Source organism: Rhizobium sp. CB3090 (assembly GCF_029714285.1).
In the GTDB taxonomy this organism is placed as follows: domain Bacteria; phylum Pseudomonadota; class Alphaproteobacteria; order Rhizobiales; family Rhizobiaceae; genus Rhizobium.
Map to the genome: position 1 here is coordinate 179481 of NZ_CP121665.1, position 24776 is coordinate 204256.

Below are 24776 nucleotides of genomic sequence, written 5' to 3' on the forward strand. Positions count from 1 at the left end.
CTTCAGATGATTTTATCTACGTCTACGCTTCCCAAGGTCGGTGACAGGATCACCGGCAATTCGACACCACCCGATGACGGCGCCCTCTGCGAATGGTTGGGCTCGGATGCATATGGTCAATGGATCGAACTTCGGACCTGGATCGACACGTCCTACCCCGGAGTGTTCGCACCGGACTGGCTTTACGGCGGAAAGAATCGCGGTTGGTCCCTGCGCTTCAAGAAGACCAAGGCGCTTACCACGTTGGTGCCGGAATACCGGCGGTTCTCTGCCATCGTCGTGATGGGCAGAGCCGAACGTGAGAAGTTCGAGGAACGGCGTTATTTTTGGCGGCCGCAATTGGTCAGAGCCTACGATGACGCAAAGACCTATACCGACGGGAAATGGCTGACACTTCCAGTTTCGTCCAAAGATGAGCTGCATGACGTGACAGAGCTTTTGGCGATGAAGCGTCCGCCACTCCCACACTGACGATCCCGTCATCTGCAATAGTTCCGTTCAGGAGCTGACACCGAGCGAACCGCAAAGGACATCTACCCACAGCCACCTAAGGGAGATCCAAGTGGTCTTCCACGCTGTATCACCACAATCATCAAAACATCTAAGGAGACAAATCGATGAAAGCGATCATAGCAACCGACGAAGCCGCCGGCACGGCCGGCATGTCATTGGCGGAGCGGCCACAGCCGCAGGCGGCGATAAATGACGTCATCGTTGAAGTACACGCGTCGGGCTTTGTACCAACCGAACTGAGCTGGCCCTCCACCTGGACCGATCGCGTCGGCCAAAGACGAACGCCATCAATTCCAGGTCATGAGTTCGCCGGCGTGGTAACGGGTCTCGGCTATGGTACGACCGGCCTGTCGGTGGGACAGCGCGTGTTCGGCCTGACGGATTGGTACCGCGACGGTACCCTGGCGGAATATGTGGTCGTGGAGGCCCGCAACCTCGCGCCGCTACCGGGCGACGTGGAGTTCACGGTGGGTGCCAGCCTGCCGATCTCTGGCCTGACCGCCTGGCAGGGACTGTTCCAACATGGCCGTCTTCAGGCCGGCGAGAGCGTCCTTGTACATGGCGCCGCCGGTGCAGTCGGTTCGATCGCGACGCAGCTGGCTCGCGAATTCGGAGCCTATGTCATCGCTACCGGGCGTGCCGCCGACCGGCAGAAGTCGCTCGAGTTTGGCGCAAACGAGTTCGTCGATCTGACAAATGACACGCTTGAGGAGATTGGGAGCGTCGATCTCGTGCTTGACATGATCGGCGGCGAGATCCAGAGGCGCTCCGCAGGTCTGGTACGACCCGGAGGTACGCTCGTTTCCGTCGTTGGACCGGTTGAAGCGCGTCCCGCCGACGGTCTGGCGATTGATTTCGTGGTCGAATCTGATCGTGTTCAACTCAGCGAAATCGTTCAGCGGGTGCGTGACGGACGCATTCGGACGAACATTGGCAACATCTCTATGCTCAATAATGCTGTCGCCGCATTCAACTCGACGGAGCGCCGGACAGGCAAGACGATCATCCGCACTCGCGCATGAGAGACTTCGGGCGTGAGATTCAGCCGATGGTTAGCTGGTCGGCCCACAGTCGACTAATGACGGCCGGAGTTGCTCCGGCCGTGGGGTGCCCCATGACCTTCTCCTATTTTGTAAGATCGGCGAGTAGCTGCCATTCGGCGACCGCCTCATTGCCGACGTTAGGACTACTAAACCAGCCATGAAAAGGCACGCCGCAAAAAGGCGTCGCCACCCGTCCGGACAACCTCACCATGCGCCACGACGACGTGCTCGGGATGTTTTCCGATCAACTCACGAATCTTTGGGCGCGCGGTTGCGCGATGGCGGAAACTGATTCGATAGTCAATCGGCGGATACCCCCATCCTTCGATCATTTTCGAAAATTTTGCGATTGGCCGCATCCACCAGGGCCAATGGTGTTTCAAGAACGTCTCGCTGAAGGTCTGTGAGAGGTCGGCGATTATGGCAGTGCGCGATGCGCGGTGAAAGAAAATCAGTTCGTCCATGAATGGCGAATTGGTGAAATAGAACTGGTCGATCTGTCCTTTCCATTCGGCTGGCGGCTCGTCAGTCAGATCTCCGGAAAAATGGAGTTCCTTGCATTTGGCGATTGTCGCCGCCGTCGCCCATAAACTCGCTCCCGGAAACGCGGCCTGCCACTCGCCTAGAAACAGGTAGTGCAGCTTGTTGGGGCTCACTATATGCCGAACGGGCCCCAGCGCCCGAATCTCAGCCTCGATCGCAGCCGTCCTTTCGACCGGCGACCACAACCACAGCCCTTCATCGGCAAGACGCACGACGGCCATGCGTGTCGGATAATCGAATCCTTTGAACGAGACGATTCCGCCATCGGCAATCCATAAATTCGATCCCAGCGGCTCCAGCATGGTCGCTAAGTCTAGTCCGCCAGATGAACACTTTCCACCCGATAAGACGGTCGCCGCGCGATGACTGGCTACAAGTTACCGGCATGCGGAATAGACCAAAGGCGGCTGCCTGCATCAATTTGATTGCACGCCCCCATTAGCTCAAATGCTGGGATCGGTCTGCCTGGTAGTGAAGCCAACATCTACCTGAACGTCTGGCTTGAGGGCGCGTTCCTGCCAGTTAGCAGCTGGTGTGCCGCGCTATGCAGGAGATACGCGACAGGCCGAGGCTTCAAAAGTCGCGTGCAACATACGCCCGACAAAGAGCGTTTTTCACAAAGTTCCGTCACATAATCAAGAAGAGACCATGCGACCGCGCTTCGGGATAATTGCGCTGGCTGTCGACGACTTGCAGGCTTCGCTCGAGTTCTACCGAGACGGGCTCGGCCTGAAATCCGAAGGTATCATCGGCGACCAATGGGAACACGGCGCAATTGCCTTGTTCAAACTTGAAGGCGGCATGGCACTGTGCCTGTTCCCTCGCTCCGATCTCGCTTTGGACGCCAAGGTAGCTCAGGGGTCGCCAAGCGCGACGGAATTTAGCATAGGCCACAACGTTGACAGCGAGGCGGAGGTCGATCGCATCATCGACCTTGCCAAGAAGGCGGGCGCGCGCATCACCGTTCAACCGGAAAAGAAATTCTGGGGCGGCTATTCGGGATATTTTCAGGACCCCGACGGACATCTTTGGGAAGTGCTGTTCAATCCGAATTTCCTGCCGGATGACATCGTGACGTGAGGGAGCGGCATCGTCAAATTAACGAAGCGTGGATGACGATGGGAGATGACGGGCCATGACAGACCGTGATCCGCTTTATCACCGCCATCGCTTTCCTCCCGAGATCATCCCTTCGCCTACGCTGTGTGGCTCTATTTCCGCGTTCCCCTCAGCCTTCGGATGGTCGAGGATATGCTGGCGGCGCGGGGGATCATTGTCTCGCACCTGACTGTCCGGCTTTGGGCGGAGAAATTCGGACGTGCCTTCGCCAACAAGATCCGCCGGCGCTCATCCGGTCGGCTCGGCGACAGGTGGGTAAAAATCGCTCGGGCATGAACCACAGTGGTGCGAGCAGGCTATGATTGCCTCGCGTCCGTTAAGTTTACGATGCCGTTCGATGACCTCCGGCCCACCGGTTCGGCTCATTTCGCTTTCATCGCGATGCCTTCGTAGCCGCCTTCTCGATGAGGCCGGCTACGGATTTCGGATTTGAAACCATCACCACATGAGAGGCACCCTTGACTACCACGGTATCCCGAGAGTGCGCCCGTGCAGCCATGAAGGCCGAGGCTTCCGGTGGGATGTTCTTATCTCCGTCTCCGTAGATGAACCAGCTTGGGATATTCTTCCCCGCCGCTTCCGTTTGGGGCTCGTTCAGCGCGGCTTCTTCAATGGGTCTTTGCGTCGCTGCCATGATCCTGGCTTCGGCTTCAGGGACATCGGCAGCGAACTGCTCATGGAACTTGTCCTGCTGGATGTAGAGATCCTTGCCTCCGCTTGACAGGGCGACTGGCGGCGCGAGAGTCGGACCAAGCGTGCTTCCGGGAAATTTTCCGGCGAGTTGCGCGGCGGTCTCGCCCGCATCCGGCGCGAATGCCGCGACATAGACCAGCTCCTTAACGTTTGCATGGCCTTCGGCCGCTTGGCTGATGACGGAGCCGCCGTAGGAGTGCCCAACGAGGACGACGGGCGATTTGATTGAGCCAAGGATGTCAGAGACGTCGCCGGCATCATTTTTAACGCCACGCAACGGATTGGCGACAGCCACGACGGGATAGCCATCCTTCTCCAGGATTTTGACGACGCCGTTCCAGCTCGACGAATCCGCAAACGCGCCGTGAACCAGAACGATAGTGGGTTTGTCGGCCTGCGCATATGCATTGCCGAACGAAGCGCTGGCGATTGCCAAGGCTGCAAGCAGTGTTTTCATCTGACATGTCCTTCATGGTTGATCGAAATCGGCGGCTATGGTGGCCGTTCCAGACGATGCGAACATCGGAGTCGCTCCAGTGATTAGCCGCGCGCGCTGGATTCCTGCGGGAAATCCGTGGACAGGCTCAGCTCTCGCCAGCGGCGGAGCTCTTCCAGTTTCGTACGATCGGCCTGCTCGATCGCCTCTATGGCATCGCTCCCAAGCGGCAGGCGTAATGGTGGTCGATCCATCGCAGCAACCTTGAGGACAACCTTCGCGGCCCGCGCCGGGTCGCCGGGTTGTCGGCCATTGAAGGCTCGCTGCATGCGAGCTGCGGCGCCCACGACCTGGTCGTATTCGGACCTTCCGGCTTTCAGCAAGGTTGAAGATCCCGCGAAATCGGTCCGGAAGCCCCCCGGCTCGATGACCGTGACCTTGACGCCGATCAAACCCATTTCCTGAGCAAGCACCTCGGAAAAGCCTTCCACACCCCATTTCGCGGTTGAATACGCCGCGCGACCCGGAACGCCTATGCGTCCGCCGACCGACGAAAACTGGATGATGTGGCCGCGGCGCTGCTCGCGCATTATCGGAATGGCGGCCTTGGTCACGATGATCGTCCCGAAGAGGTTTGTCTCCAACTGCCTGCGGAATTCATCAAGATCCGTATCCTCGACTGAATTGACATTGCCGTAACCGGCATTGTTGGCGAGGACGTCAAGCCCGCCAAAGCCGCCAGACGGACGGCCGCTTGAGCGGCGGACGGATCGGTGACATCGAGCGCAGTGACCCGGACGGCTTCACCATGGCGCTCCGTGAGATCGGCCAGTTGCGCGGGATCACGCGCTGTTGCGATGAGGCGGTGACCCGCGTCCAGTACCGCTTCGGATAAGGCGCGGCCGATGCCTCGCGAACTTCCAGTAATCAGCCATCGTTGTGACATGGCCTTTTCCTTTCTGGGCAGCAGCACTGCCAATGCATGGGCTACGGCGCGAACCGTGTGAAGACGTAGTCGTGTCCCTGAACGCGCGCCGCGTGGCAGGCGAAGCAGCTCTGGTGCTGAGCCTCATCGACCGGCTTGCTGTCGAAAAACCGGCCGAAGCCCCAGCCGCCGGTAGCTGCGTATTTCTTCGAATCCTTGACCATGACCTGGACGGTTGTCGCCGCGCCGGGAACAGATGCAGGTTCGAATTCGGGCGATTGAGCTCGCTTCCATGCTAGCTTGACGAGGACGGTGCCATCCGGAAACGGCAGCGTGCCAGCCCGATATGCTTCGATTGCAACTGAATTCCCGACGACTGCACGAAGCTCGTTCAGCGGGTCCGCTTCCAGCGCTGGCGCAACCAGTTCCCACCCCCGGTAGCCGTCTGGGATCGTCACGCCGTAGATCGGCGACGCGTTCGTCGCGTCCGAACCCGCGCCGGCTCCAAGCGCGGTGCCCGCGGCTCCGACCAATGTCGCTACCAGCCCGGCCAGTGCAAGACTAGGGCGTCTCATCGCGATGTTCCTTCTGTCGAGTGGCTAAAAGCGGTCGACGTCGATGACTGCCTGGGCGAAGGCCTGAGGTGCCTCCTGCGGCAGGTTGTGACCGATGCCGCCCGCGATCAGCCGGTGCTCATACTTGCCGGAAAATTTCTTGGCGTAGACCGCGGGGTTCGGATGGGGTGCGCCATTCGCATCGCCCTCCATCGTAATCGTCGGCACGCTGATCGTCGGAAACGTGGCGAGCTTCTTTTCCAGGTCGTCGTATTCCGGTTCGCCATCGGCGAGGCCGAGCCGCCAGCGATAGTTGTGGATGACGATATCGACATGGTCCGGATTCGCGAAGGCTGCCGCGCTCAGTGCGAAAGTGGTGTCGTCGAACTTCCATTGCGGAGAGGCGAGCTGCCAGATGAGCCTGGCGAAATCGCCGGTGTTTTTCGCATAACCGGCACGGCCACGTTCGGTAGCGAAGTAGTACTGGTACCACCACTGGAGCTCGGCCTGCGGCGGCAGTGGAGCCTCGTTCGCCGCTTGACTACCAATCAGATAGCCACTGACCGATACCATCGCCCTGCAGCGATCGGGCCAGAGCGCAGCAACGATGTTGGCGGTCCGCGCGCCCCAATCGTAGCCGGCGACAACGGCCTTCTGGATTCCGAGGGCATTCATCAACGCGATGACGTCGGAACCGAGCGCTGCCTGCTGGCCGTTCCGTGCAGTCGCGTCCGACAGGAAGCTTGTCGTCCCGTAGCCGCGCAGATAGGGCACAATCACCCGATACCCTGCTTTCGCAAGCAAAGGCGCGACGTCGACATAGCTATAGATATCATAAGGCCAACCGTGCAGAAGGATGACCGGCGGTCCGTCCGAAGGACCGTCCTCGGCATATCCGACGTTGAGCAGACCCGCGTTGATCCGCTTCAGCGAAGCAAATGACGTCCGTCGCTTTGTTGCGCCGGAAGTGTCGGCTTGCGTACCGACATCTTGTGCACTCGCGATGCCAATAGCACCAAGCTGCGCCGTGGCTAGGGTGGCGGCAGTGATGCCGAACAGGCGCCGGCGGGAATGGTCGATTTCTTCCGGAATTCTGACTATGTTCATTGCTCTGGTGTCCTTCGGTGTGCCATTGGCCGGCGATCCGATCAACGATCAGCCGACGGGCTAAATGACATTGATTTCGACTTCGATGTTGCCGCGTGTGGCCTTCGAATAGGGGCAGGCCTGATGCGCTGCATCCACGACAGCTCGGGCAATGTCGCGGTCGAGACCAGGGAGGCTCACATTGAGCCGCGCGCCGAGAAAGTAAGCGCCCTCGTCGGTGTTGAGTTCCACTTCCGCATCGATCGTCGCGCCAGCAGGCAGTGCAACGTTCATCTTGCGAGCAGCGATCGCCATCGCGCCCTCGAAGCACGCCGACCAGCCGGCAGCAAAAAGCTGTTCCGGATTGGTACCGCCTCCCGTGCCGCCGGGTGCTGACAGCCGAATATCCAGCTTTCCGTCGGAGCTGCGGGAAGCGCCGTCCCGGCCGCCGGTGGTGCGGACTTTGGCGGTGTAGAGCCGTTTTGCCTGTATGGTCATATCGTCGTTCCTCGTTGTGAAAATGAGCGCCGATCAGCGCAATGACCTGAAGGCCGCCCGAACTTCTCGGGTAAAGATTTCCGGCTGTTCCCACGCTGCGAAATGGCCACCGTTCTCTGCTTTATTGAAGTAGACGAGGTTGTGGTAACAACGCTCGGCCCAGCTTTGAGGCGCGCAATAGATCTCCCCGGGGAATACCGTCACCGCCACAGGAAGCTGAGGAATGTCTACGGCGTTGAAGTTGTTCGAATGGTCTTCCCAGTAGATTTGAGCCGCAGAGGTTCCGGTTGCGGTGAGCCAGTAGAGGGAGATGTCATCGAGCATCTCGTCCTTCGTCAGGACCCGCTCGGGGTGCCCACCGCTGTAGGTCCACTGGGCGAACTTCTCGTAGATCCACGCGGCCAGGCCGACCGGGGAATCGACCAATGAGTAGCCAATCGTCTGTGGCCGGGTGACCATCATGGCTGCATAGCCCGAGCTGTCTTTGTAGAAGGTATCCAGGGCGTCGAACGCTGCCCGTTCGTCCTCCGTCAGATCGCGCGGGGCGGGTCCGCCCGCGGCGAGAATAGCCGCGATTTCCTTCGGCACGGTTCCAGGCATATTGACGTGTATGCCAATCAGTCCGGGCACGTTCTGAAGCGCCATGCGATGAGAAATCACCGAGCCACAGTCCCCGCCTTGCGAGACGTAACGCTCATATCCGAGGCGCTTCATGAGGACCGCCCAGGCACGACCAACATGATCGGAGCTCCAACCGGTCATCGTCGGTTTCCCCGAAAAACCGAAGCCGGGAATGGAGGGTATGACTAGGTGAAACGCATCCTCTGCAGCACCCCCATGCGCAGTGGGATCGGTGAGCGGGCCGATGACTTTGAGGAACTCGAGGACTGAGCCGGGCCAGCCATGCGTCATGATCATCGGCATGGCCTTCTCATGCGGAGAACGGACGTGGATGAAGTGAATGTCGAGGCCATCGATCTCGGTGGTGAACATCGGCAGCATGTTCAGTCTGGCCTCCACTTTCCGCCAGTCGTAGTCGCCCATCCAGTAGCCGACGAGATCCTGAAGTTCCGCCAGTTGCACGCCCTGAGATTGATCCTGAACATTCTCTCGACCGGGCCAGCGCGCTACGGCCAGACGTCGACGCAAATCGACGATTGCTTCATCCGGAATATTGATCTGGAAGGGGCGTACAGCCTCCCTGTCGACGGCAGTGCTCGCCTTCACAGGAAGCAGTCCGAGCGCGCCAGCAGCCACTGATCCGGCAAGCAGGTGGCGCCGCGTGAGTGACAGGGACGGGGTGGGCATGATCATTCTCTCCTTGGATCGGCAGAGGGTCTGCTTCGACATATAAAGAAGGATCGCCTGACAAGCCCGTTATGCGTTATGAGGGATTGTTAGCGTTCATGGGCAGAGGGAAGTGTTGGAAGCAGTCAGCCACCAAGTTTTTCTTGCAGATCCTCAACGGCACGGGAAACCATCCTTCATGCACGACGCGATAAGGTGCGGTCGTCTTGAGCAGAATATTGTTTCAGACCTCCACAAGTCGCAAAGGATGACGGCATGACGCAATCGGCGAGCGAGACGATTTCGTTTGGCGCCTTCTCCTTGAATGCGAGTGAACGGCTTCTGCTTCACGGCGGGATGCCGGTGGAGCTCGGCAGTCGCGCGTTCGACATCCTGGTCGTTTTGACCGGATGCCCGAATGAAGTCGTCAGCAAGCAAGAACTGCTGGATCGTGTTTGGCCCGATGTAACCGTCGAGGAAGGCAGTTTGCGGTTTCACATCGCCAATCTGCGCAAGGCATTGGGCGATGGAAAGGACAGCTCGAGATACATCTCAACCCTGTCTGGACGCGGCTATTGCTTTGTAGCGCCAATCCAGCGGTCGAGCCAGCGTGACGATGTCTCAGGAGAGATCCCCTCCAGTTTCCCAAAGGCCAATTTGCCGGGCCGACTCGTCCGCATGGTGGGGCGATCCGACGACATTGCAGCCCTCTCCGCTCTGCTGGCCGAAAAACGGTTTGTGACGATCGTCGGCACGGGCGGGATCGGCAAGACGACCGTTGCGGTTGCGGCGGGCCATGATCTCGTCCGATCCTTCGATGGCGCCGTGCATTTCGTGGATCTCGGGGCGTTGGGCGATCCCTTCCAGGTTGTAGCGACGATCACCTCAACTCTTGGAGTTTCGTTTCAATCCGAAGACCTCGTATCAGCCCTGGCTACATATCTGGCGGACAAGCGAATTCTCCTGATCCTCGACACCTGCGAACATGTCATCGAAGCAGTGGCGGATCTCGCATGCCGCATCTTTTCCGCTGCGCCGCAGGTTCACCTGCTTGCGACGAGCCGCGAGCCGCTCAACGTCGAGGGCGAACACGTCCTTAAACTGGCGCCGCTCGCCTGCCCCCCGGACGGACGGGATCTTACCGCCACGATGGCGCAGCGCTTTCCGGCGATCCAACTGTTTATGGAGCGGGCCGCCGCAAGTGGGGCTCGCCTCGACCTTGACGACGCCGATGCTGCGGTCGTAGCCGCCATTTGCCGAAAGCTTGATGGGGTGCCGCTCGCGATTGAGTTGGCGGCTGGACGGGTCGCAAGCTACGGTATCCAGAAGACGGCCACCCTCCTCAATGAACGCCTGTCTTTGCTCTGGACCGGGCGGCGAACCGCACCGCCGCGCCAGAGGACCCTCCAGGCCACGCTGGACTGGAGCTCCAGTCTGCTATCTGAATTCGAGCGGCAATTGCTTCGCCGCCTTGCCGTGTTCGTCGGCCACTTCCCGATCGATGCCGCGCTCGCCGTAGTGACGAGCGCCAGTATCGATGAGACGATGGTTTTCGCGGCCTTCGACAGCCTTGTCGCTAAGTCGATGGTCGCGACACGACCCGCCGGAGCGACGATGCGCTATCGGTTGCTGGACACCACGCGCGCCTACGCCCTTCATCTCGATGTCGAGGAAGCTGAGTTCGCCGACTTGGCCGCCCGCCACGCGATCTATTATATGCAGTGGCTCAAAGAGACCGGCGCCGAATGGCCGACTCTGTCGAGCGCGGCACAACGGGCGCTGCACCTCGACGGTCTTGCTAATGTGCGCGCGGCCCTGGATTGGTGTTTTGGACCCATCGGAAACACGCAAGTCGGCATTCGCCTTGCCGCCGCTGCGGCTCCTGTCTTTCTGTCGATGTCCTTGCTGACCGAATGCCATCGCTGGACAGCGAAGGCCATAGAGGCTCTCGACGAGGCCACGCGCGACGGGCGCGAGGAGATGCATCTCCGGGCAGCGATGGGGGTCTCGCTGATGTTCACGCACGGCGGCAGAGGTGCCGCGCGCGTCGCATTGGAAAAAAGCTTGGCAATCGCGGAGGAGCGCGGCGACGGGCTGGAGCAGCTTCAGGTTCTCGGTCCCCTGCAGATGTTTCACCTGCGCACTGGAGAATTCAGGATCGCCCTGGATTATGCAGAGCGCTGCTCCTCACTGGCGGAAGCCCTGGAGGATGGCGGCTCCGCGACGTTGGCATACTCTCTCATGGGTATTTCGCTCCACCTCAACGGTGAGTTCGGTCGCGCGCGGACGGCACTGGAAGCTGCGTTACGAATAGGGCCGCGATCAAATCAAACCACAACCAATTATCTAGGTTTCGACGGGAGGATTCTGGCCGGCGCGATACTCGCCAGGAACCTGTGGCTGCAGGGGCTTTCCGACCAAGCGGTCGAGCAAGCCCTGCGCACGATTGCGGAGGCAGAAACTCTAGACCACCCTCTCACGCTGTCCATCGCCTTGGTCTGGGTCGTATCGGTATTCCTCTGGGTCGGCGATCTCGAACGCGCGGACATCCACACCGATCGCCTTCTCTCAACTGCCGAACTCCATTCGCTACGCCCTTATCTCGCGGTCGGTCGCGGCTTTATGGGCGAACTGGCCATCCGTCGAGGTAACGTCGACAATGGCGTCCTTAGCTTGCAGCATTGCATTCGTGAGCTCCATAAGGCACCCTACGAGCTGCTCGGTACGCCGCTCACACTCTCGCTGCTTGAAGGCTTGGCAGCAGCTGGCCGGGTCACGGAAGGGTTGGAGCTCGTGGACGAGACCATTCGGGCGGTCGAGGCGAACGGTGATTCGTGCTACATGGCAGAGTTGCTTCGTGTGAAGGGCGGCCTTGTGCTTGCGGCATCACAATCTAACAGCGACAACGCGGCAAAGTGCCTGACGCGGTCGCTTGAGGTCAGCCGCTTTCAGGGCGCGCGGGCTTGGGAGTTGCGCACCGCAACCCACCTAGCGGCACTCCTGGCCGCTCGCAATGAGCACAAGAGTGCCCGAGAGCTTCTTCAACCGCTGTTCGAACAGTTCGTGAAAGATCCAAACTCTGCCGACCTGAGGTCTGCTGCTCGCCTGCTTGCAACGTTGAGGTAATTTGAATTCCGTTCACTGGAGAAGATTGGTCACTCTCTAGTATGCCAGCTTATTAGTAGTGACGGCTGGCACTTGCGATACTAGCTCATCAACCTTGAGGCGAAATAATTCATAACAAGGCGGGAAGAAGTTTTGCACAGGATTGAGCTAAGATCTTCTCAACTACTCCCGAATTTTTGGCAATCGGCGCCATTGTGATCTGACGCCAGCGTCGATCCGCCATGCATCAGGTGTGACGGTCATCGATCTTGTGAAAGTGCCAATGAAATTGGGAACGTCCGGATATCCGCAGTCCGCGGCGACGTCCGTTAGGCGAACTCTCCCTTCCGAAGCAATAGACAAACGCGCTCCAGACGCGCTTGCCGAAGAAAGTCTCGGAAAGATCTGAGCCCTAACATCCTTGCGAGCCGCGCAACGGCTGCCCGCACGCCATGGTAACCGAAGCTACGTTTCCGACGGCGATAAGGGCGGGCGGGGATGGAGGTCAACGGCAAATACTCCGCTTTGATGCTCGCGAGGCACAAAGATGCCCAACCGAAATAGCCACGAATGCGACGGCAGACAGCAAGGCACATCTACGATCCGATCCAGTTCGTTCCCCTCCTTAGCCCCTGCACAAAACGACATGGCACGCCACCCCATTCGGGTGAAACTCGATCGTTGCTTCCCCTTCTCCAGGGCCGAGAACGCGTTCAATCAACTGACTTCCAAAACCTCGTTGCTCCGGCACTTTGACCAAAGGTCCACCGATTTCTTTCCAGTAAATGTGAATGGCGTCCACGTCCTGCCGCCATTCAATGCTGATGCGGCCGTTTGCCGACAGCGAGCCGTATTTAACCGAATTCGTCAGCAACTCGTTGAAGACCAGAGCCAGCTTGACTGCAAGCTCGGGCGGAACCACGACGTGAGGCCCGCTTAAGCTAATGCGATCCGGTGAAACCGATCCTGATACCGCCTTAAGCAAACCCTGCAGATCCCGATTGGAGACCGGATCGGACATTCGCAAGACCGTCGCCATGGCAAGAAGGCGTTCACTGAACACCTGACGCTGTGCCGGGTCGACGTTCTTGAACGTCCGCTTCGCCAATGCGTCGGTCATTTGAAGGAGGTTGCTGATGCGGTGTTTCATCTCCCCCGCGATCAGCTCGGATTGCTCTTCGGCTTGCCGCAAGGCGCGCACAAGCAGGTGCATAAGATGCGCAGTCGCGATGATCAGTGCGCTCGCCAGGAAGAACACAACCAATCCGATCCAAGACTGCTGCGTGAGCGCAAACGAATTGATAGCGGGGAGCCACGCGTAGGCGGAAACGACCGCTGCCAGAATGGTGGTAAGCAAACCACAATAGATACCGCCGAAAGTGCTGGCGACCATCACCGCCGGGAACATGGTGATGAATGGCAGACCGGTAACAGCAGGCTCCATCAAATAGCGTAAAAGGCTCGCGATGCCGACAGCCGATACGGCAATTATAACTGTGCGACGAATGGGGACGCGACCCTGCGGCAAATGCGATGCAAATCGCTTGGTCAGCCGGAAATTCGATGCCTCGTTCATATGCGTGCCCCGATGACGCGCTCAGACTTGGAGCGAGCTGTGCCCGCACAGAAAATAATAATAACGTCTTTGTCTAAGTCGAGAGAAAAGCAATCGCGCGCGAGAGGACCAATCAGATGCATCGTTGACGCTGCGGGGCGGAAGGCTCATTTGTTCCTACATGGCAAAATTGAAGAACAGTGACTATGCGGCGCCTAGCGTCGTGAACCTTCTCTATTTCTCCCGTCATTCTAATCAAGGATATCGCCAATAGGGTGGGAAGCACTCAGCCAATGGGGTGAAGACGCGGTTCAAATCGAGCCACTTGCGGGTGAAGTCGCTGACGACATTTGGAGCGTTCGCGTCCGCGGGGAGATCGTGGTTGGTCATCTCGGTTCCAGGACCGACGCTGATCTCGCATGGGAAACTGACCTCCTCCAACACCTCGACCATAAAAGTATGACCGTTCCAGTGCCAATCCCGACGATTGACGACCGCCTGTTCGTGACGGTCTGGTAGTGATGAAATACATCGAGGGTGGACCACCTCAGACGAAGTCCGATTGGCGGCGGGTGGTCGATACGCTTCGCAAGCTGCATCGATTGAAGCAGGGTTGGCCACAGCGCCCTGGTCGACCGATCTCTGCAAGCCGAAACTGGAACGAGGGTCAATCTTGCCGCGATGCGCCCGATGGCTCATCATTGTCCTGCACGACCGCGCTCAGACGGTGGCCGCGGGTACACGTCGGGCGCGCGGTGCATTATGTTTACGCCATTGGGAATAATGCAATCAACAAAGTCTGGAGGCATTTGTCGGGCTCAAATGCGGTCTTTGCGAGCGACGGAATACGTTCGAGAGAAAAGAATTCGTCCGAAAGTTGGGCGCGCGCCTAGCGTGTCGCGGCTGCAGCGTCGCCTCGCAATGGGACGCGAGCGCATGAGCGGGCCAGGCTGCGACGAAAGCTAGACCCGCTATCCCTGCCTTGAAGATTACCCCTCGACGTAGGCGGCGAGCTCGTCCGGCTTGCCGTGCGGAAAGGCCTCCTTCAAATGCTCCAAGAACGCCGACACGCGGGCGCTGAGCAACCGCCGCGATGGATAGAGTGCCCAGAGACTGATCTCGGAACCTGCGACCTCTCCCCATTTCACCATCCTACCTGAAGCGATGTCACCTCCGACGAGGGAGATCGGAAGACGCGCCGCCCCAACTCCCATCCTGACGGCATCGCGGACATTCAACAGCGAAGAAAGGCTGAGGACAGTCTCTACGGTGAAGGAGACCACTCCCACGTCTGTCGTGATAGTCCAAGCATTCCTCGATCTGGGCGGGCCGCGCACGACGACAGGAACGACGGCGTCGTCCTTCGGGTAATTCATCCCTGCCGGTGCGACGGCTACCAGTCGGTCTCTCAGGAAGACACATCCGACGAGGCTGTTGTCCGGATCGGGGTTCACCCGGATCACTAGATCGTAGCCTTCCTCGACCATGTCGACGGCTCGGTCTTCCGTCGTGACCTCCAGCCTCACTTGCGGAAACTTCAGAGCGAAGCTGGCGGCGAGCCTTCCCATCGCCATCTGGGAGAACAGCAACGGCGCGCTGATGCGCAGCCTCCCCTGCGGCCTGTCTCCTCCCGCCGCGATCGCGGATGCGGTCTCGTCAAGTTCGGTAAGGAGCGCTCCGGAGCGCTGGTGCAGAGCCCGTCCCTCCTCTGTAAGCTTCAGCGTTCTGGCACCGCGCTCGAGCAGCCGCATGCCGAGACTGGCTTCCAGTTCCGCGACACGCCGGGAAGCGTCGCCTTAGGACGTCCGGTCGCACGCGCCGCCTTTCCAAAGCCACCATGCCGGGCGACGAGTACGAAATCGGCGAGGCCAAGAAGATCCATAGATGTTCCACCAATGAAACGAGGCGTCCAAATTATCGGTCTATTGGATCATTAGTGATCCATCCATATTCGGGTTGTCAACAACCAACGGAGAACTTCCATGACAATCCTCGTAATCGGTGCAACCGGCCGCGTCGGCCACCATGTCGTCGATCAGCTCGTATCCCGCAACGCCAAGGTACGTGTCCTGACCCGCGACGCCTCCAAGGCCAACTTCCCAATCGACGTCGAAGTCGTACAAGGCGAGATTCTCGACCTCGACTCGCTGCGCAAGGCCTTCAAGAGTGTCCGCACTCTCTTCCTCCTCAATGCCGTGACGGGCGACGAGTTCGCACAGGCGATCATCGCCCTCAACATCGCTAAGGAAGCAGGCGCTGATCGCGTCGTCTACCTGTCGGTCTTCGATGCCGATCGTGCCGTAAACGTACCGCACTTCGCAGTGAAGTCGGGCGCGGAGCGGATGCTCAAGGCGATGGACTTCAGCGCGACGATCCTGCGCCCGAGCTACTTCATCGACAACGAAGTCATGATCAAGGACATCGTTCTGAACCACGGCGTCTACCCGATGCCGATCGGAAGCAAGGGCGTCGCCATGGTGGACGCTCGCGATATCGCCGAGGTGGCGGCGATCGAACTGATCCGCCGCGACGAAGCGCCGGGCAAGCTTCCGATCGAGACCATCAACCTCGTCGGACCGGACACGCTGACGGGAGAAGGCGTCGCCGCCATCTGGTCGGAAATTCTGGGCCGTCCCATCGTCTACGGCGGCGACGATCCGAGCGGCTTCGAGCAGACCATGACGACGTTCATGCCGAAGTGGACGGCTTATGAAATGCGCCTGATGGCCGAGCGATATGTCAGCGACGGCATGATCCCGGAAGAAGGCGACGTCGAGCATCTGGTTAAGATACTCAGCCGGCCGTTGCATTCCTACCGCGAAACTGCCGCGTCGCTTGCGGCCGCGAACTGACAACTCCGGCTTCAAACGCCGGGAAGAGCAACGGGAACCATCGGCGATCGGAGGTCATTCCTCCTCATCACCGAGGTTCCTTTGCATGAAGATCGCCACATACAACGTAAACGGCATCAATGGCCGGCTGGAAGTGCTCCTGCGCTGGCTGAAGGAAGATAAGCCTGACGTCGTGTGCCTGCAGGAACTGAAGACGACGGACGACAAGTTTCCGCGGCGGGAACTGGAAAAGGCCGGGTACGGCGCCATCTGGCAAGGCCAGAAGAGCTGGAACGGCGTCGCCATCCTAGCACGGGGTCAGGGACCCGCTTCTGACTCGGAAGGGCCTGCCCGGCGATCCCGACGACAGTCATTCCCGCTACATCGAGGCGGCCGTCAACGGTATTTTGATCGGAGGCCTGTATCTTCCGAACGGCAATCCGGCTCCGGGGCCGAAGTTCGATTACAAGATCGCCTGGTTTCGCCGGCTGCACGGCATGCAATAATTTCAACAAGATAGCGCGGCGCTTAAATTGAGATTGAGCAGTTAATTTGAGATTCAGGCTTCGATTTTGGCACTTAATTTGAGATTCGTCGCCGTCGAAAAGATGACTGCCTTCGGCCAAACTTCATCAGAAAATGCTAAATATCACAAAAGGCTATTGCCAAAACCGAAGGTGCCACACGCCGAAAATCGCGCACTAGAGGACTATCTGCCCCCATTTCCGGGGTTCTTCATCTATTTCCCTGATCGCCGCAATTTGGCGCCCAAGCTGCGCGCGCTCATTGACCATGTTCGCGCATACAGAGTGACCCCGCTCCAGTCACCCAGCCGCTAAATCCGGATCGTTCTTCCTCAGACGCCTAGAACGCGCTGGTAAGACGCTCGTCCAGCGAGGTGAGACCATCTGGATCCGCCGCTTTAGGGACCAAGTGCTGCCGATGATAGGCAAGGACTTGTTGATCATTGACGAACTGAGGTGCCACTGAATCACAGAACGTGAGGATGAACCGGAGAAAAGTAGGTTCGCCTGATCGGCGGCACCAAACGCGAGACACCGGAAGAGATCCACGAGTGGATCAGCAAGCAGGTTCGCCTGGAACTCGCTGATCTTTCCGGTCACCACGGATCTCGCGCCGAACTCGATATCGCCACGCGCTTCATCGTCGGCGCTTCTTGAGGTGATGCACTGGTGGCTTCATTGCGAGATCGACATCACCCCACGGAAATCGACAGGATGTTCCAGCAAATGGTTTTCGATGGAGTGAAGCGCGGACTTGGCGGCCCTGACGCCGATAGTTAGCATGATCGTGGTACGCTTATGGTCGCGCCAAGGCATCGAAACTGCAGCGCCTTGTTCTAGTAGGGGCGCGCATGTCGTCATCACCGGCGGCCGCGTCTTTACGCGCCCGGCTCAGTTCTCCCATTGCGCCTCGGCGAGAACACTTGCCACCAGTTGATCCTGTCCCGCCGGCTCGGCAGGGACGATCAAGGTGATCATCTCCCGTTATCCGCTGGATTTGCTTATGAACGTGACCAACCGCGTTCTTCGCGAACCATCACAGCATCAGTCTGATTAAAAAAGTCTCGTTCGAACCGCACGCTGTCAACATCGCAGGCGGCGACGGTGCGGCCTTCAACAGCAGTGCCAGGGAAAGATGGCCGAGGCACCATCGACCGCAAACCGGAACGGTTTCAGCGGCAAACCGAGGATATCGCGAAGGTCCTAATTTAAGTTCGCACCCTCAAGGCCCGCTCGGTCCTGTCAGCGATCTGGGTTACGGCATAGGCGATCACCATGTAGATCACCACGGCGACGAGGAACGCTTCGAGGTAGTAGAAGTTCAGCGCCGCGGTCAATTGCGACTGTGCGAAGATGTCGACCACCTCGATGGCGAAGCCAAGCGACAGCGCCTTCATGATCACCATGAACGAGTTGGCGAGATCCGGGATGGCCGCGACGATCACCTGCGGCAGCATGACCCGGCGGAAGAGCTGGCTCTTCTTGTAGCCGAGCGAATAGGCGGCGTCCGCCTGTCCCGTGTCGAACGAGTTCAGCGCGCCCTTGACCACTTCGGCCTGGAAAGCCGCGACGCAGGCAGTCAATGCAACGATGAGCGTCACCCAGTTCGGCGTCGAATGACCGTTGTAGTCGACGCCGACCATCGACGTCAGAAACTGCAGCGTCGACGGAAGTCCATAATAGGCAAGGAAGATCACCACTACCATCGGGACGCCCTTGAACGCCACCTTGTAGGCGACAACGAGCTGGCGAAGGACGGGTGTCCGTCGGTACTCGACCATGGCGAACAGGCTGCCGATGATCGTCGAGAAGACGAAGATGGCGAGGGCCATGGCAAGCGTCAGCGGCACTGCGGAGAGGATGTCCCAGAGGTCGGGAAGAAGAACTTCGATATCGAACATGGTGGGCTCCTTCCTTGGATCAGACGCTTGCCATCAATGGCGCCCTCACGGGCGCAGCACTCGGGGCGAACTTGCCGGAACGAAGCTCGAAGAAGCGGACGATCAGCCAAGCGGCAAGGCAGAGGACCGAATAGAGCACCGCCAATACGAGGTAGGTTTCGAACTGATACTGGTTGTAGTCCCTTTCCATGACGAGGTGCGCGGTCGCCATGACGTCGGCGGCGCCGATGTACATCACGAGCGCGACGTTGTGGATCAGGTAGATAATCGAATTGCCATAGCCCGGAAGCGCGATGTGGACGGCCTGCGGAGCGACCACGCGTAAAAGCTTCTGACGGAATGTGTAGCCGAGACTATCGGCAGCATCGTGCTGGCCTCGTTCGACGGCGAGATAGGCCGGACGCATGACCTCCGACAGATAGCCGCCGTGATAGAGGCTGAGGCCAAGCATGGCGGCGATCGTCGGCGAGACGAAGTCGTCGATACCAAATACGCCGACAAGCACCGGAAGGCCATAAAATGCGACGAACAACTGCAGGACGACGGGGACGCTGCGGGCGTAGGAGACGTAGAGGTCAGCCAGGTGGCTGATCACCGGAATCCTGCGCACACGGAAGGTCGTTGCAATCAACGCCAGCACGAAGCCGGCGGCCATGGCCACGAAGGTGATCGCAAGCGTCAGCGGCAGGGCCGACAAAAGCTCGGGTATCATGACGGAAAGGTCCACGATGGAACACTCCTTGTTTCAGACTATGGCCACGTCGCCGGCTTCGAAGCCGGGCGTTACTTCATGTACGTGGTGATGTCCTCGCCGAACCACTTCTGCGAGAGCTTGGCGAGCGTGCCGTCGGCCTTGAGTTCCTTCAGCGCTTTGTCGAAGCCGTCGGCGAGCGCCTTGTTCTCTTCCGAACGGTGGATCAGCACGAAGGTGTTGTTGATCGCGACTGGTTCGCTCGCCTGCACGTTCAGCTTCTGCTCGTCGATAACCGTCTGCTCGCCGAGATTCGACGGCAGGACGAGCGCATCGTACTTGCCGTTCTCGACTTCCTTCAGACGGTCCGGATAAGGGATGCCTGCGCTCGAAGCGGTGATCTCGATCTTGTAGTCGGGGTTCTTTTCCTGCCAAGCCGTCGCGAACTTGTAGATCCCGCCGCCGGCCGTCACGGGTACGATCTTCTTGCCGACCAGATCCTTCATTTCCTTGATGCCGCTGTCCTTGCGGCTGTAGATCTTGATCAGGCTGGCGCCGATCGGAGCTTCCGGAATGAGAAACTGCTTCTCACGAGCCGGGGCGCGGTAGTAGCCGCCCGTCGCCACGTCGTACTTGCCCGTCGCAAGGCCAGTCTCCTGCGCGATGTCGGCGGCGCCCTCCATCACGAACTTGTACTGGGGAAGCTTGGCGTTGACGGCCTTCAGCACGTCCGGCTCGTAGCCCTGCGGCTCCACACCGATCGCGCCCCAAGACAGCGGCTTGGATTCAGCCGCGGTGGCGATCTTGATCGTGCGGACGTCCTCTGCGAACGAGGCGGTTGCGAATGCGATCGCGACGCCTGCTACGGCGAGACCGAGACCACGGCGAGAGATTGAACTCATAGAAGTCATGTCAGGCGTCCTTTCTTACTGAATCGCGCGTTCGGAATTGAGGAACTGAGCGAGGCGCGGGTTGGAAGGGCTATCGAAGATTTCGGACGGACTGCCGTCGGCTGCGACGACACCCCGGTCCATGAAGACGATGCGGTTCGAGATATTCTTCGCGAACTGCATCTCGTGCGTGACGAGAAGAGAAGTGATGCCCGAGGACGTTACATCCTTGATCACCTTCAGCACCTCGTTCACGAGCTCGGGATCAAGCGAGGATGTGGGCTCGTCGAAGAGCATCACGTCCGGCTTGACCGCGAGTGCTCGGGCAATGCCCGTTCTCTGGAGCTGACCGCCGGAAAGCTGGGACGGATAGTGGTCGAGCTTGTCGGAAAGCCCTACCCGCTCGAGTTCCTGCAGCGCGATGCTGCGAGCCTCTTCCTTCGACTTGCCCTGCACAACGACTTGCGGATCCATCACGTTCTGGATGACCGTCATGTTCTTGAAGACGTTGAACTGCTGGAACACCATCGCCGTGCGCAGGCGGATCGCCTGTACGGCCGCCTTGTCCGGGCGTGCGAAGTCCATCCTGATGTCATCGAAAGCGATGGTTCCGGACGCTGGCTTCGCCAGGTGATTGATGCACTTCAAGAGCGTCGTCTTGCCGGTCCCGCTCGGACCGATGATCGAAACCACATCGCCTCGTTTCACCGAGAGATCGACGCCGTTCAGGATCTGGGTGCTGCCGTAGGACAGCTTCAGGTTCTTGATCTCAAGCATTTCGGGTCTCAGGTCCTTTCGGAGGATAGTTCGGGAAGCGCTTCGGTATCGTCATCGGCCCACTCGTCGCCGAGCAGTTCCGGCGTGTCGAACGCCTGGAGGTTTGCAAAGTGCTTTTCGCGGTCTTCGACGAAGAGTGATCTGACGATCCCGCGTGCCAGGCGGTCCGCGCCCTCGCTGATTGCCGGGATGTCGCCCGTCAGCTTGCCGTGACTCAGCGTCGCCGGAAAATTGAAGCAATGGATCTTCGCCAAGGTCGGGCACGAACCCGGTTCCCTCTCAAGGAACTCGAACGTGTCTCCGAGATCGGGCGACCCTTCGAGCTCTCCATTTTCCATTCCTGATGGCGTCGGGAAGCGGTCCCGCCAGAGACGGATGTGTGGTTCGAAGGCGGCCAGTTCCGGCCGATTGGCCAAGTCGATCTTGAAGCCAGTACCGAAGATGAGGAAGTCGACCGGATAGCTGCCGCGCGGCGTAGTCACGACGACGTGGTCGCCGTCCTGCCGCAGGGCGGTGATCGGGCTTTCGAGATGAAGGTGAGCCTGCTCGAACGAACTGACCCGCAGGACGCTCGGCCGCGGCGGAGGCGTCTGCTGGCCCATGGCATAGTTCAGGAAGCGCCACTTCCATTCGTCTGGCAGCCCGGCAAATCCATGTACCACGCCCTGGCTGCCGATGCCGGTGAACTTGTTGATCCGCGGCAGCTCCTTGCGCCGTACGAACATGTCGAGACGATCGGCCCCGGCTTCGAGAGCGGTCGCGGCATTGTCCATGGCCGATGCACCAGCTCCGATCACCCCCACCCGCTTGCCGCGGAGCGCCGGGAAATCGACTTCGTCGGCGGTATGCGCCCAGAACTTACGGTCGACTTGGTCCGCGATATCAGGAACGAACGGACCGCCGAGGCCATCGCGCCCAGTCGCCAGCACCACATGGCGCGCAATAATCGTGTCCTTCGCACCATCCTGACTGCACACGACATCAAGCATGCCGTCCTCGCGGGCGAGGATCGCGTGAACCGAAACGCCGTTCCTTACGGGCAGCTCCAGCACCTTCCGATACCAGATGAGATACTCCATCCAGATTTCACGCGGCGCCCGGTCGAGCGCGACCCACGCCTTCCGGCCGAAGCGCGCTTCGTAGTAGGCGCGGAACGTGAGAGCGGGCAGTCCCATCGCGGGACCGGTAAGCTGCTTGGGAGAACGAAGCGTCCGCATCCGGGCGAATGTGACCCACGGCCCTTCCTGCCCTGCGGGCGCTTTGTCGAGGACAAGATGGTTGGCAACGCCGAGGCGCTTCAGCATTCCGGAGGCAACGAGTCCCGCCATGCCGCCGCCGATGATGACAACGTCGACGACATTCTGGCCATCGGCTTCACGAGCAGGAACCCAAGCCTTGGCGGGCAACTCCAACCATGAAAGGTCCTGGCGCAGACGCTCCTCGAGCGCGACGAGGTTATCAGGAAGCGTGGAAAGGTCGCTCATGTGGGCGTTCCTTCAGAAACGATGGCTTGCCCGTAGACGGTGTCAGCCAGCGCATCCGTTCCGTTTGCCTCCAGCAGGCGGCAGCCGGGCATCGAAAGGGCCTGCATCCGTGCGGCGTCGATCACTGCGGTGACCGTCGGCGTGAGCGGTAGTGCCGCAGCGGAGATCGCGCCAAACAGGAACGAAACGGTCTGGTCGACTGCGCGCATGACGATGCCGTCCAACGGCACGCCGCAGACGGTGGCCGGCTCAACGATGGCGACGCCTAGTCCGGCGCGGACGAGCGAAAGCGCCGTCAGCGAAGCGTTCACGTCGATGATGCGCTCCGGCGCGACCCCTGCCCGCTCGAGCGCTTCATCGATGCGATGACGGAGGCGGTAAGGATTGGCGAGCGTGATGATCCGGCGATCTGCGAGATCCGCCAGGCGCACGACCTCGTCCGCGGCCAAAGGATCGTCTGCACCGATGGCGATGACGCAGGGCGCTTCCGCGATCCAGTGGATATCGAGGCCGGGATGTTCCAGCGGGAGGCTTGATATTCCGAGATCCGCCGAGCGGGCGACCACCGCCTGAACCACATTCTCCGCCGCGAGTGCCTGGACGTGGAGATGACGGGGAATGAGATCGCCTTGGACGGCTGCCAGCGCCTGCGGCAGGATCCCGGCGGCGAGCGACGGCGTCGCGGCCACTGTCAGCGTCGCCGGCTCGTCACGGCCGATCGCCTCCGCCCGTTCACGGATATGGATGAGGCTGGCAAGATGACGTTCCACCTCGGCATGAAAGCGCAGCCCGCGCGAGGTCGGCTGGATGCGCCCGCTGCTTCTGTGAAGAAGCGCGTAGCCCAGATCGGCCTCCAGGTCCTGGATCAGTCGGGAAACTGCTGGCTGCGAACGTCCGAGCAGACGAGCCGCGCCGGTTACGCTCCCTGCGGACATTACCGCCGCGAAGGCTTCAAGCTGTCGGACGTCGATCGAGTTGCTATGCATATAAGACATCAACCATTGTCCTTCATGTTATTAAAGCATGAGTTTTCCATTAAATCACTGGACAATAGATAATTATTTCACATGGAAGTCCACCGGTCATGCTAATTTGACATGGACAATGGTGAGGCCTATCTGGTGCTCTCCGCGAGATGCAAAGGAGCTTCCCCTTGACACTCATCGAAACTCTTGCCGCCGTAAGGCCTGGCTCGGCCCTTGCCGAAGCGATGGAGAAGCGTGCTGAGATCCTGCGCCTGAGTGAGGCCGCGCACGACGCCGTGCTCCTTCCCCGTGATCCGGGCGGCCTGTCCCACGGTTTGCGAGCCGCTCTTGCCGCGCGCATGGCCCGGCACAACGGCAACGAAGCGCTCGCCGATCACTACGACGGACTGGTGAAACGGGCCGCAGAAGATTCAACGGCGTTGCTCGCGCAACCCGGCACGAACGTGGATGACGGCCGGACCGCCGAGATCGTCCGTCACGCCGACCGACTGACGCTGGCGCCGCGCGATTCGACCCGTGGCCACATCGAAACATTACGAAGCGTCGGCGTTGGCGACGCCGACATCGTCCGCCTTTCGGAGTTGGCCGCCTTCGTGAACTACCAGGTGCGCGTCATCGCAGGATTGGCGCTGATCGGAGCAAGACAATGAGCGAAGTCGTACACAGCTTCACCACCACGGTTCCGCGCTGGCAGCCATATGTTGTTCCGGTCGACCTTGAGACAGCCACCGAGGAACAGCGCGAAGCGATGCAGGTCACCCCGTCCAACAAGGGCATCTCGACCTATGTCCTGACACTCGCACACGACCCGGAATCGCTTGCGGTCCGCTCCCCACTGTTCAATCTGATCATGTATGGGAAGGACGGGCTTTCATTGGGCGAGCGCGAGTTGGGAGCCACGGCCGCGTCTGTCGTCAATCGATGTGTCTACTGCGCCGCCGTCCACGCGTCCCGGTTCATCAACTATACCAAGCGGACCGAGGTGATCGACGCGATCTTCGCCGATGAACTCGACGCGGAACTCGACGAGCACCTGCAGGCGATCTTCGACTTCTCTGCACATCTGTCGACGACGCCCCCGAGAGCTACGCAGGCGGACGCCCAGGATCTGGCCAACGTTGGCCTTTCCGAGCTTGAATCCCTGGACCTTGTCCTATCGTCTGCGATCTTTGGCTGGGCGAACCGCCTGATGCATACACTTGGCGAACCCGTCAAGGATTGAGCGCTGGCGGATCCACCCGGTTGCGTGCCGCTAATCGCGGAATAGCCCCGGGCGTTCCAACTTGACGCATCCCGTCCAGGGGGATAGGTAGGTGACCTATCGCACTCGAGGTC

Annotated in this window: 20 protein-coding genes and 5 pseudogenes; 10 read left to right on the top strand and 15 right to left on the bottom strand. The window is 59.8% G+C overall.

Annotated elements, in window-relative coordinates; all coding sequences use genetic code 11:
• Positions 1-6 precede the first annotated feature (6 nt).
• Both QA646_RS30315 and QA646_RS30320 read left to right on the top strand, forming a co-directional pair.
• On the top strand, positions 7-471 hold the full coding sequence (locus QA646_RS30315) for a DUF3788 domain-containing protein (RefSeq protein WP_283061090.1): 465 nt from the start codon (positions 7-9) through the stop codon (positions 469-471).
• A 146-nt stretch (positions 472-617) separates the two neighbouring features.
• Positions 618-1535 (top strand): NADP-dependent oxidoreductase, encoded by a 918-nt coding sequence (locus QA646_RS30320; protein WP_283061091.1) that lies wholly within the window; start codon positions 618-620, stop codon positions 1533-1535.
• 167 nt (positions 1536-1702) lie between these two features.
• Here the strand turns inward: QA646_RS30320 and QA646_RS30325 are convergent, their stop codons facing one another.
• A complete protein-coding gene (locus QA646_RS30325) occupies positions 1703-2401 on the bottom strand; it encodes a DUF4336 domain-containing protein (RefSeq protein WP_283061092.1) in 699 nt (232 codons plus the stop codon).
• A 232-nt stretch (positions 2402-2633) separates the two neighbouring features.
• On the opposite strand from QA646_RS30325, the gene QA646_RS30330 reads away from it, so the two are divergent.
• Together QA646_RS30330 and QA646_RS30335 are read left to right on the top strand one after the other, a co-directional pair.
• A complete protein-coding gene (locus tag QA646_RS30330) occupies positions 2634-3179 on the top strand; it encodes a VOC family protein (RefSeq protein WP_349254283.1) in 546 nt (181 codons plus the stop codon).
• Positions 3180-3234: 55 nt separating this feature from the next.
• A pseudogene (locus QA646_RS30335) lies at positions 3235-3473 on the top strand (IS6 family transposase); the annotation flags it as partial.
• A 118-nt stretch (positions 3474-3591) separates the two neighbouring features.
• On the opposite strand, the gene QA646_RS30340 reads toward QA646_RS30335, so the two are convergent.
• The 6 genes and pseudogenes from QA646_RS30340 to QA646_RS30365 form a co-directional block, all read right to left on the bottom strand.
• A complete protein-coding gene (locus QA646_RS30340) occupies positions 3592-4368 on the bottom strand; it encodes an alpha/beta hydrolase (RefSeq protein ID WP_283061093.1) in 777 nt (258 codons plus the stop codon).
• Positions 4369-4451: 83 nt separating this feature from the next.
• A pseudogene (locus QA646_RS30345) lies at positions 4452-5293 on the bottom strand (oxidoreductase).
• Positions 5294-5334: 41 nt separating this feature from the next.
• Positions 5335-5847: a cytochrome P460 family protein gene (locus QA646_RS30350; protein WP_283061094.1), complete on the bottom strand. Its 513-nt coding sequence runs from the start codon at positions 5845-5847 to the stop codon at positions 5335-5337.
• Positions 5848-5871: 24 nt separating this feature from the next.
• Entirely contained in the window at positions 5872-6918 is a 1047-nt protein-coding gene (locus tag QA646_RS30355; protein WP_283061246.1) for an alpha/beta hydrolase, read from the bottom strand.
• Positions 6919-6993: 75 nt separating this feature from the next.
• On the bottom strand, positions 6994-7410 hold the full coding sequence (locus QA646_RS30360) for an organic hydroperoxide resistance protein (RefSeq protein WP_283061095.1): 417 nt from the start codon (positions 7408-7410) through the stop codon (positions 6994-6996).
• A gap of 33 nt (positions 7411-7443) precedes the next feature.
• Positions 7444-8718: an epoxide hydrolase family protein gene (locus tag QA646_RS30365; protein ID WP_283061247.1), complete on the bottom strand. Its 1275-nt coding sequence runs from the start codon at positions 8716-8718 to the stop codon at positions 7444-7446.
• 255 nt (positions 8719-8973) lie between these two features.
• Here QA646_RS30365 and QA646_RS30370 point away from each other — a divergent pair, with 255 nt between their 5' ends.
• Entirely contained in the window at positions 8974-11823 is a 2850-nt protein-coding gene (locus QA646_RS30370; RefSeq protein WP_283061096.1) for a winged helix-turn-helix domain-containing protein, read from the top strand.
• 604 nt (positions 11824-12427) lie between these two features.
• Here QA646_RS30370 and QA646_RS30375 read toward each other — a convergent pair.
• Complete coding sequence (locus QA646_RS30375) at positions 12428-13378, bottom strand: DUF4118 domain-containing protein (RefSeq protein WP_283061097.1); 951 nt, start codon at positions 13376-13378, stop codon at positions 12428-12430.
• A gap of 249 nt (positions 13379-13627) precedes the next feature.
• On the opposite strand from QA646_RS30375, the pseudogene QA646_RS30630 reads away from it, so the two are divergent.
• Positions 13628-14047: pseudogene (locus tag QA646_RS30630) on the top strand (phosphotransferase); the annotation flags it as partial.
• Between the two features lie 299 nt (positions 14048-14346).
• Here the strand turns inward: QA646_RS30630 and QA646_RS30380 are convergent.
• A pseudogene (locus tag QA646_RS30380) lies at positions 14347-15239 on the bottom strand (LysR family transcriptional regulator).
• A gap of 100 nt (positions 15240-15339) precedes the next feature.
• Between QA646_RS30380 and QA646_RS30385 the strand changes: the two are divergent.
• Entirely contained in the window at positions 15340-16209 is an 870-nt protein-coding gene (locus QA646_RS30385; RefSeq protein WP_283061098.1) for an NmrA family NAD(P)-binding protein, read from the top strand.
• 85 nt (positions 16210-16294) lie between these two features.
• Positions 16295-16679 (top strand): annotated as a pseudogene (locus QA646_RS30390) (exodeoxyribonuclease III); the annotation flags it as partial.
• Between the two features lie 1241 nt (positions 16680-17920).
• On the opposite strand, the gene QA646_RS30395 reads toward QA646_RS30390, so the two are convergent.
• The 6 genes from QA646_RS30395 to QA646_RS30420 are packed head-to-tail and all read right to left on the bottom strand — an operon-like array spanning position 17921 to position 23450.
• Positions 17921-18613, bottom strand: a complete 693-nt coding sequence (locus QA646_RS30395; protein WP_283061099.1) for an amino acid ABC transporter permease — start codon at positions 18611-18613, stop codon at positions 17921-17923.
• Between the two features lie 19 nt (positions 18614-18632).
• A complete protein-coding gene (locus QA646_RS30400; protein WP_283061100.1) occupies positions 18633-19340 on the bottom strand; it encodes an amino acid ABC transporter permease in 708 nt (235 codons plus the stop codon).
• A gap of 56 nt (positions 19341-19396) precedes the next feature.
• On the bottom strand, positions 19397-20215 hold the full coding sequence (locus tag QA646_RS30405) for an amino acid ABC transporter substrate-binding protein (RefSeq protein ID WP_283061101.1): 819 nt from the start codon (positions 20213-20215) through the stop codon (positions 19397-19399).
• A 15-nt stretch (positions 20216-20230) separates the two neighbouring features.
• A complete protein-coding gene (locus QA646_RS30410) occupies positions 20231-20971 on the bottom strand; it encodes an amino acid ABC transporter ATP-binding protein (protein WP_283061102.1) in 741 nt (246 codons plus the stop codon).
• 8 nt (positions 20972-20979) lie between these two features.
• Positions 20980-22455: an NAD(P)/FAD-dependent oxidoreductase gene (locus tag QA646_RS30415; RefSeq protein ID WP_283061103.1), complete on the bottom strand. Its 1476-nt coding sequence runs from the start codon at positions 22453-22455 to the stop codon at positions 20980-20982.
• Positions 22452-23450 (bottom strand): LysR family transcriptional regulator, encoded by a 999-nt coding sequence (locus QA646_RS30420; protein WP_283061104.1) that lies wholly within the window; start codon positions 23448-23450, stop codon positions 22452-22454. Before QA646_RS30420 ends, QA646_RS30415 begins: the two co-directional genes overlap by 4 nt.
• Positions 23451-23608: 158 nt before the next feature.
• On the opposite strand from QA646_RS30420, the gene QA646_RS30425 reads away from it, so the two are divergent.
• Positions 23609-24091 (top strand): hypothetical protein, encoded by a 483-nt coding sequence (locus QA646_RS30425; protein ID WP_283061105.1) that lies wholly within the window; start codon positions 23609-23611, stop codon positions 24089-24091.
• Entirely contained in the window at positions 24088-24663 is a 576-nt protein-coding gene (locus QA646_RS30430; RefSeq protein WP_283061106.1) for a peroxidase-related enzyme, read from the top strand. The genes QA646_RS30425 and QA646_RS30430 overlap by 4 nt, the downstream gene beginning before the upstream one ends.
• Positions 24664-24776: the final 113 nt, after the last annotated feature.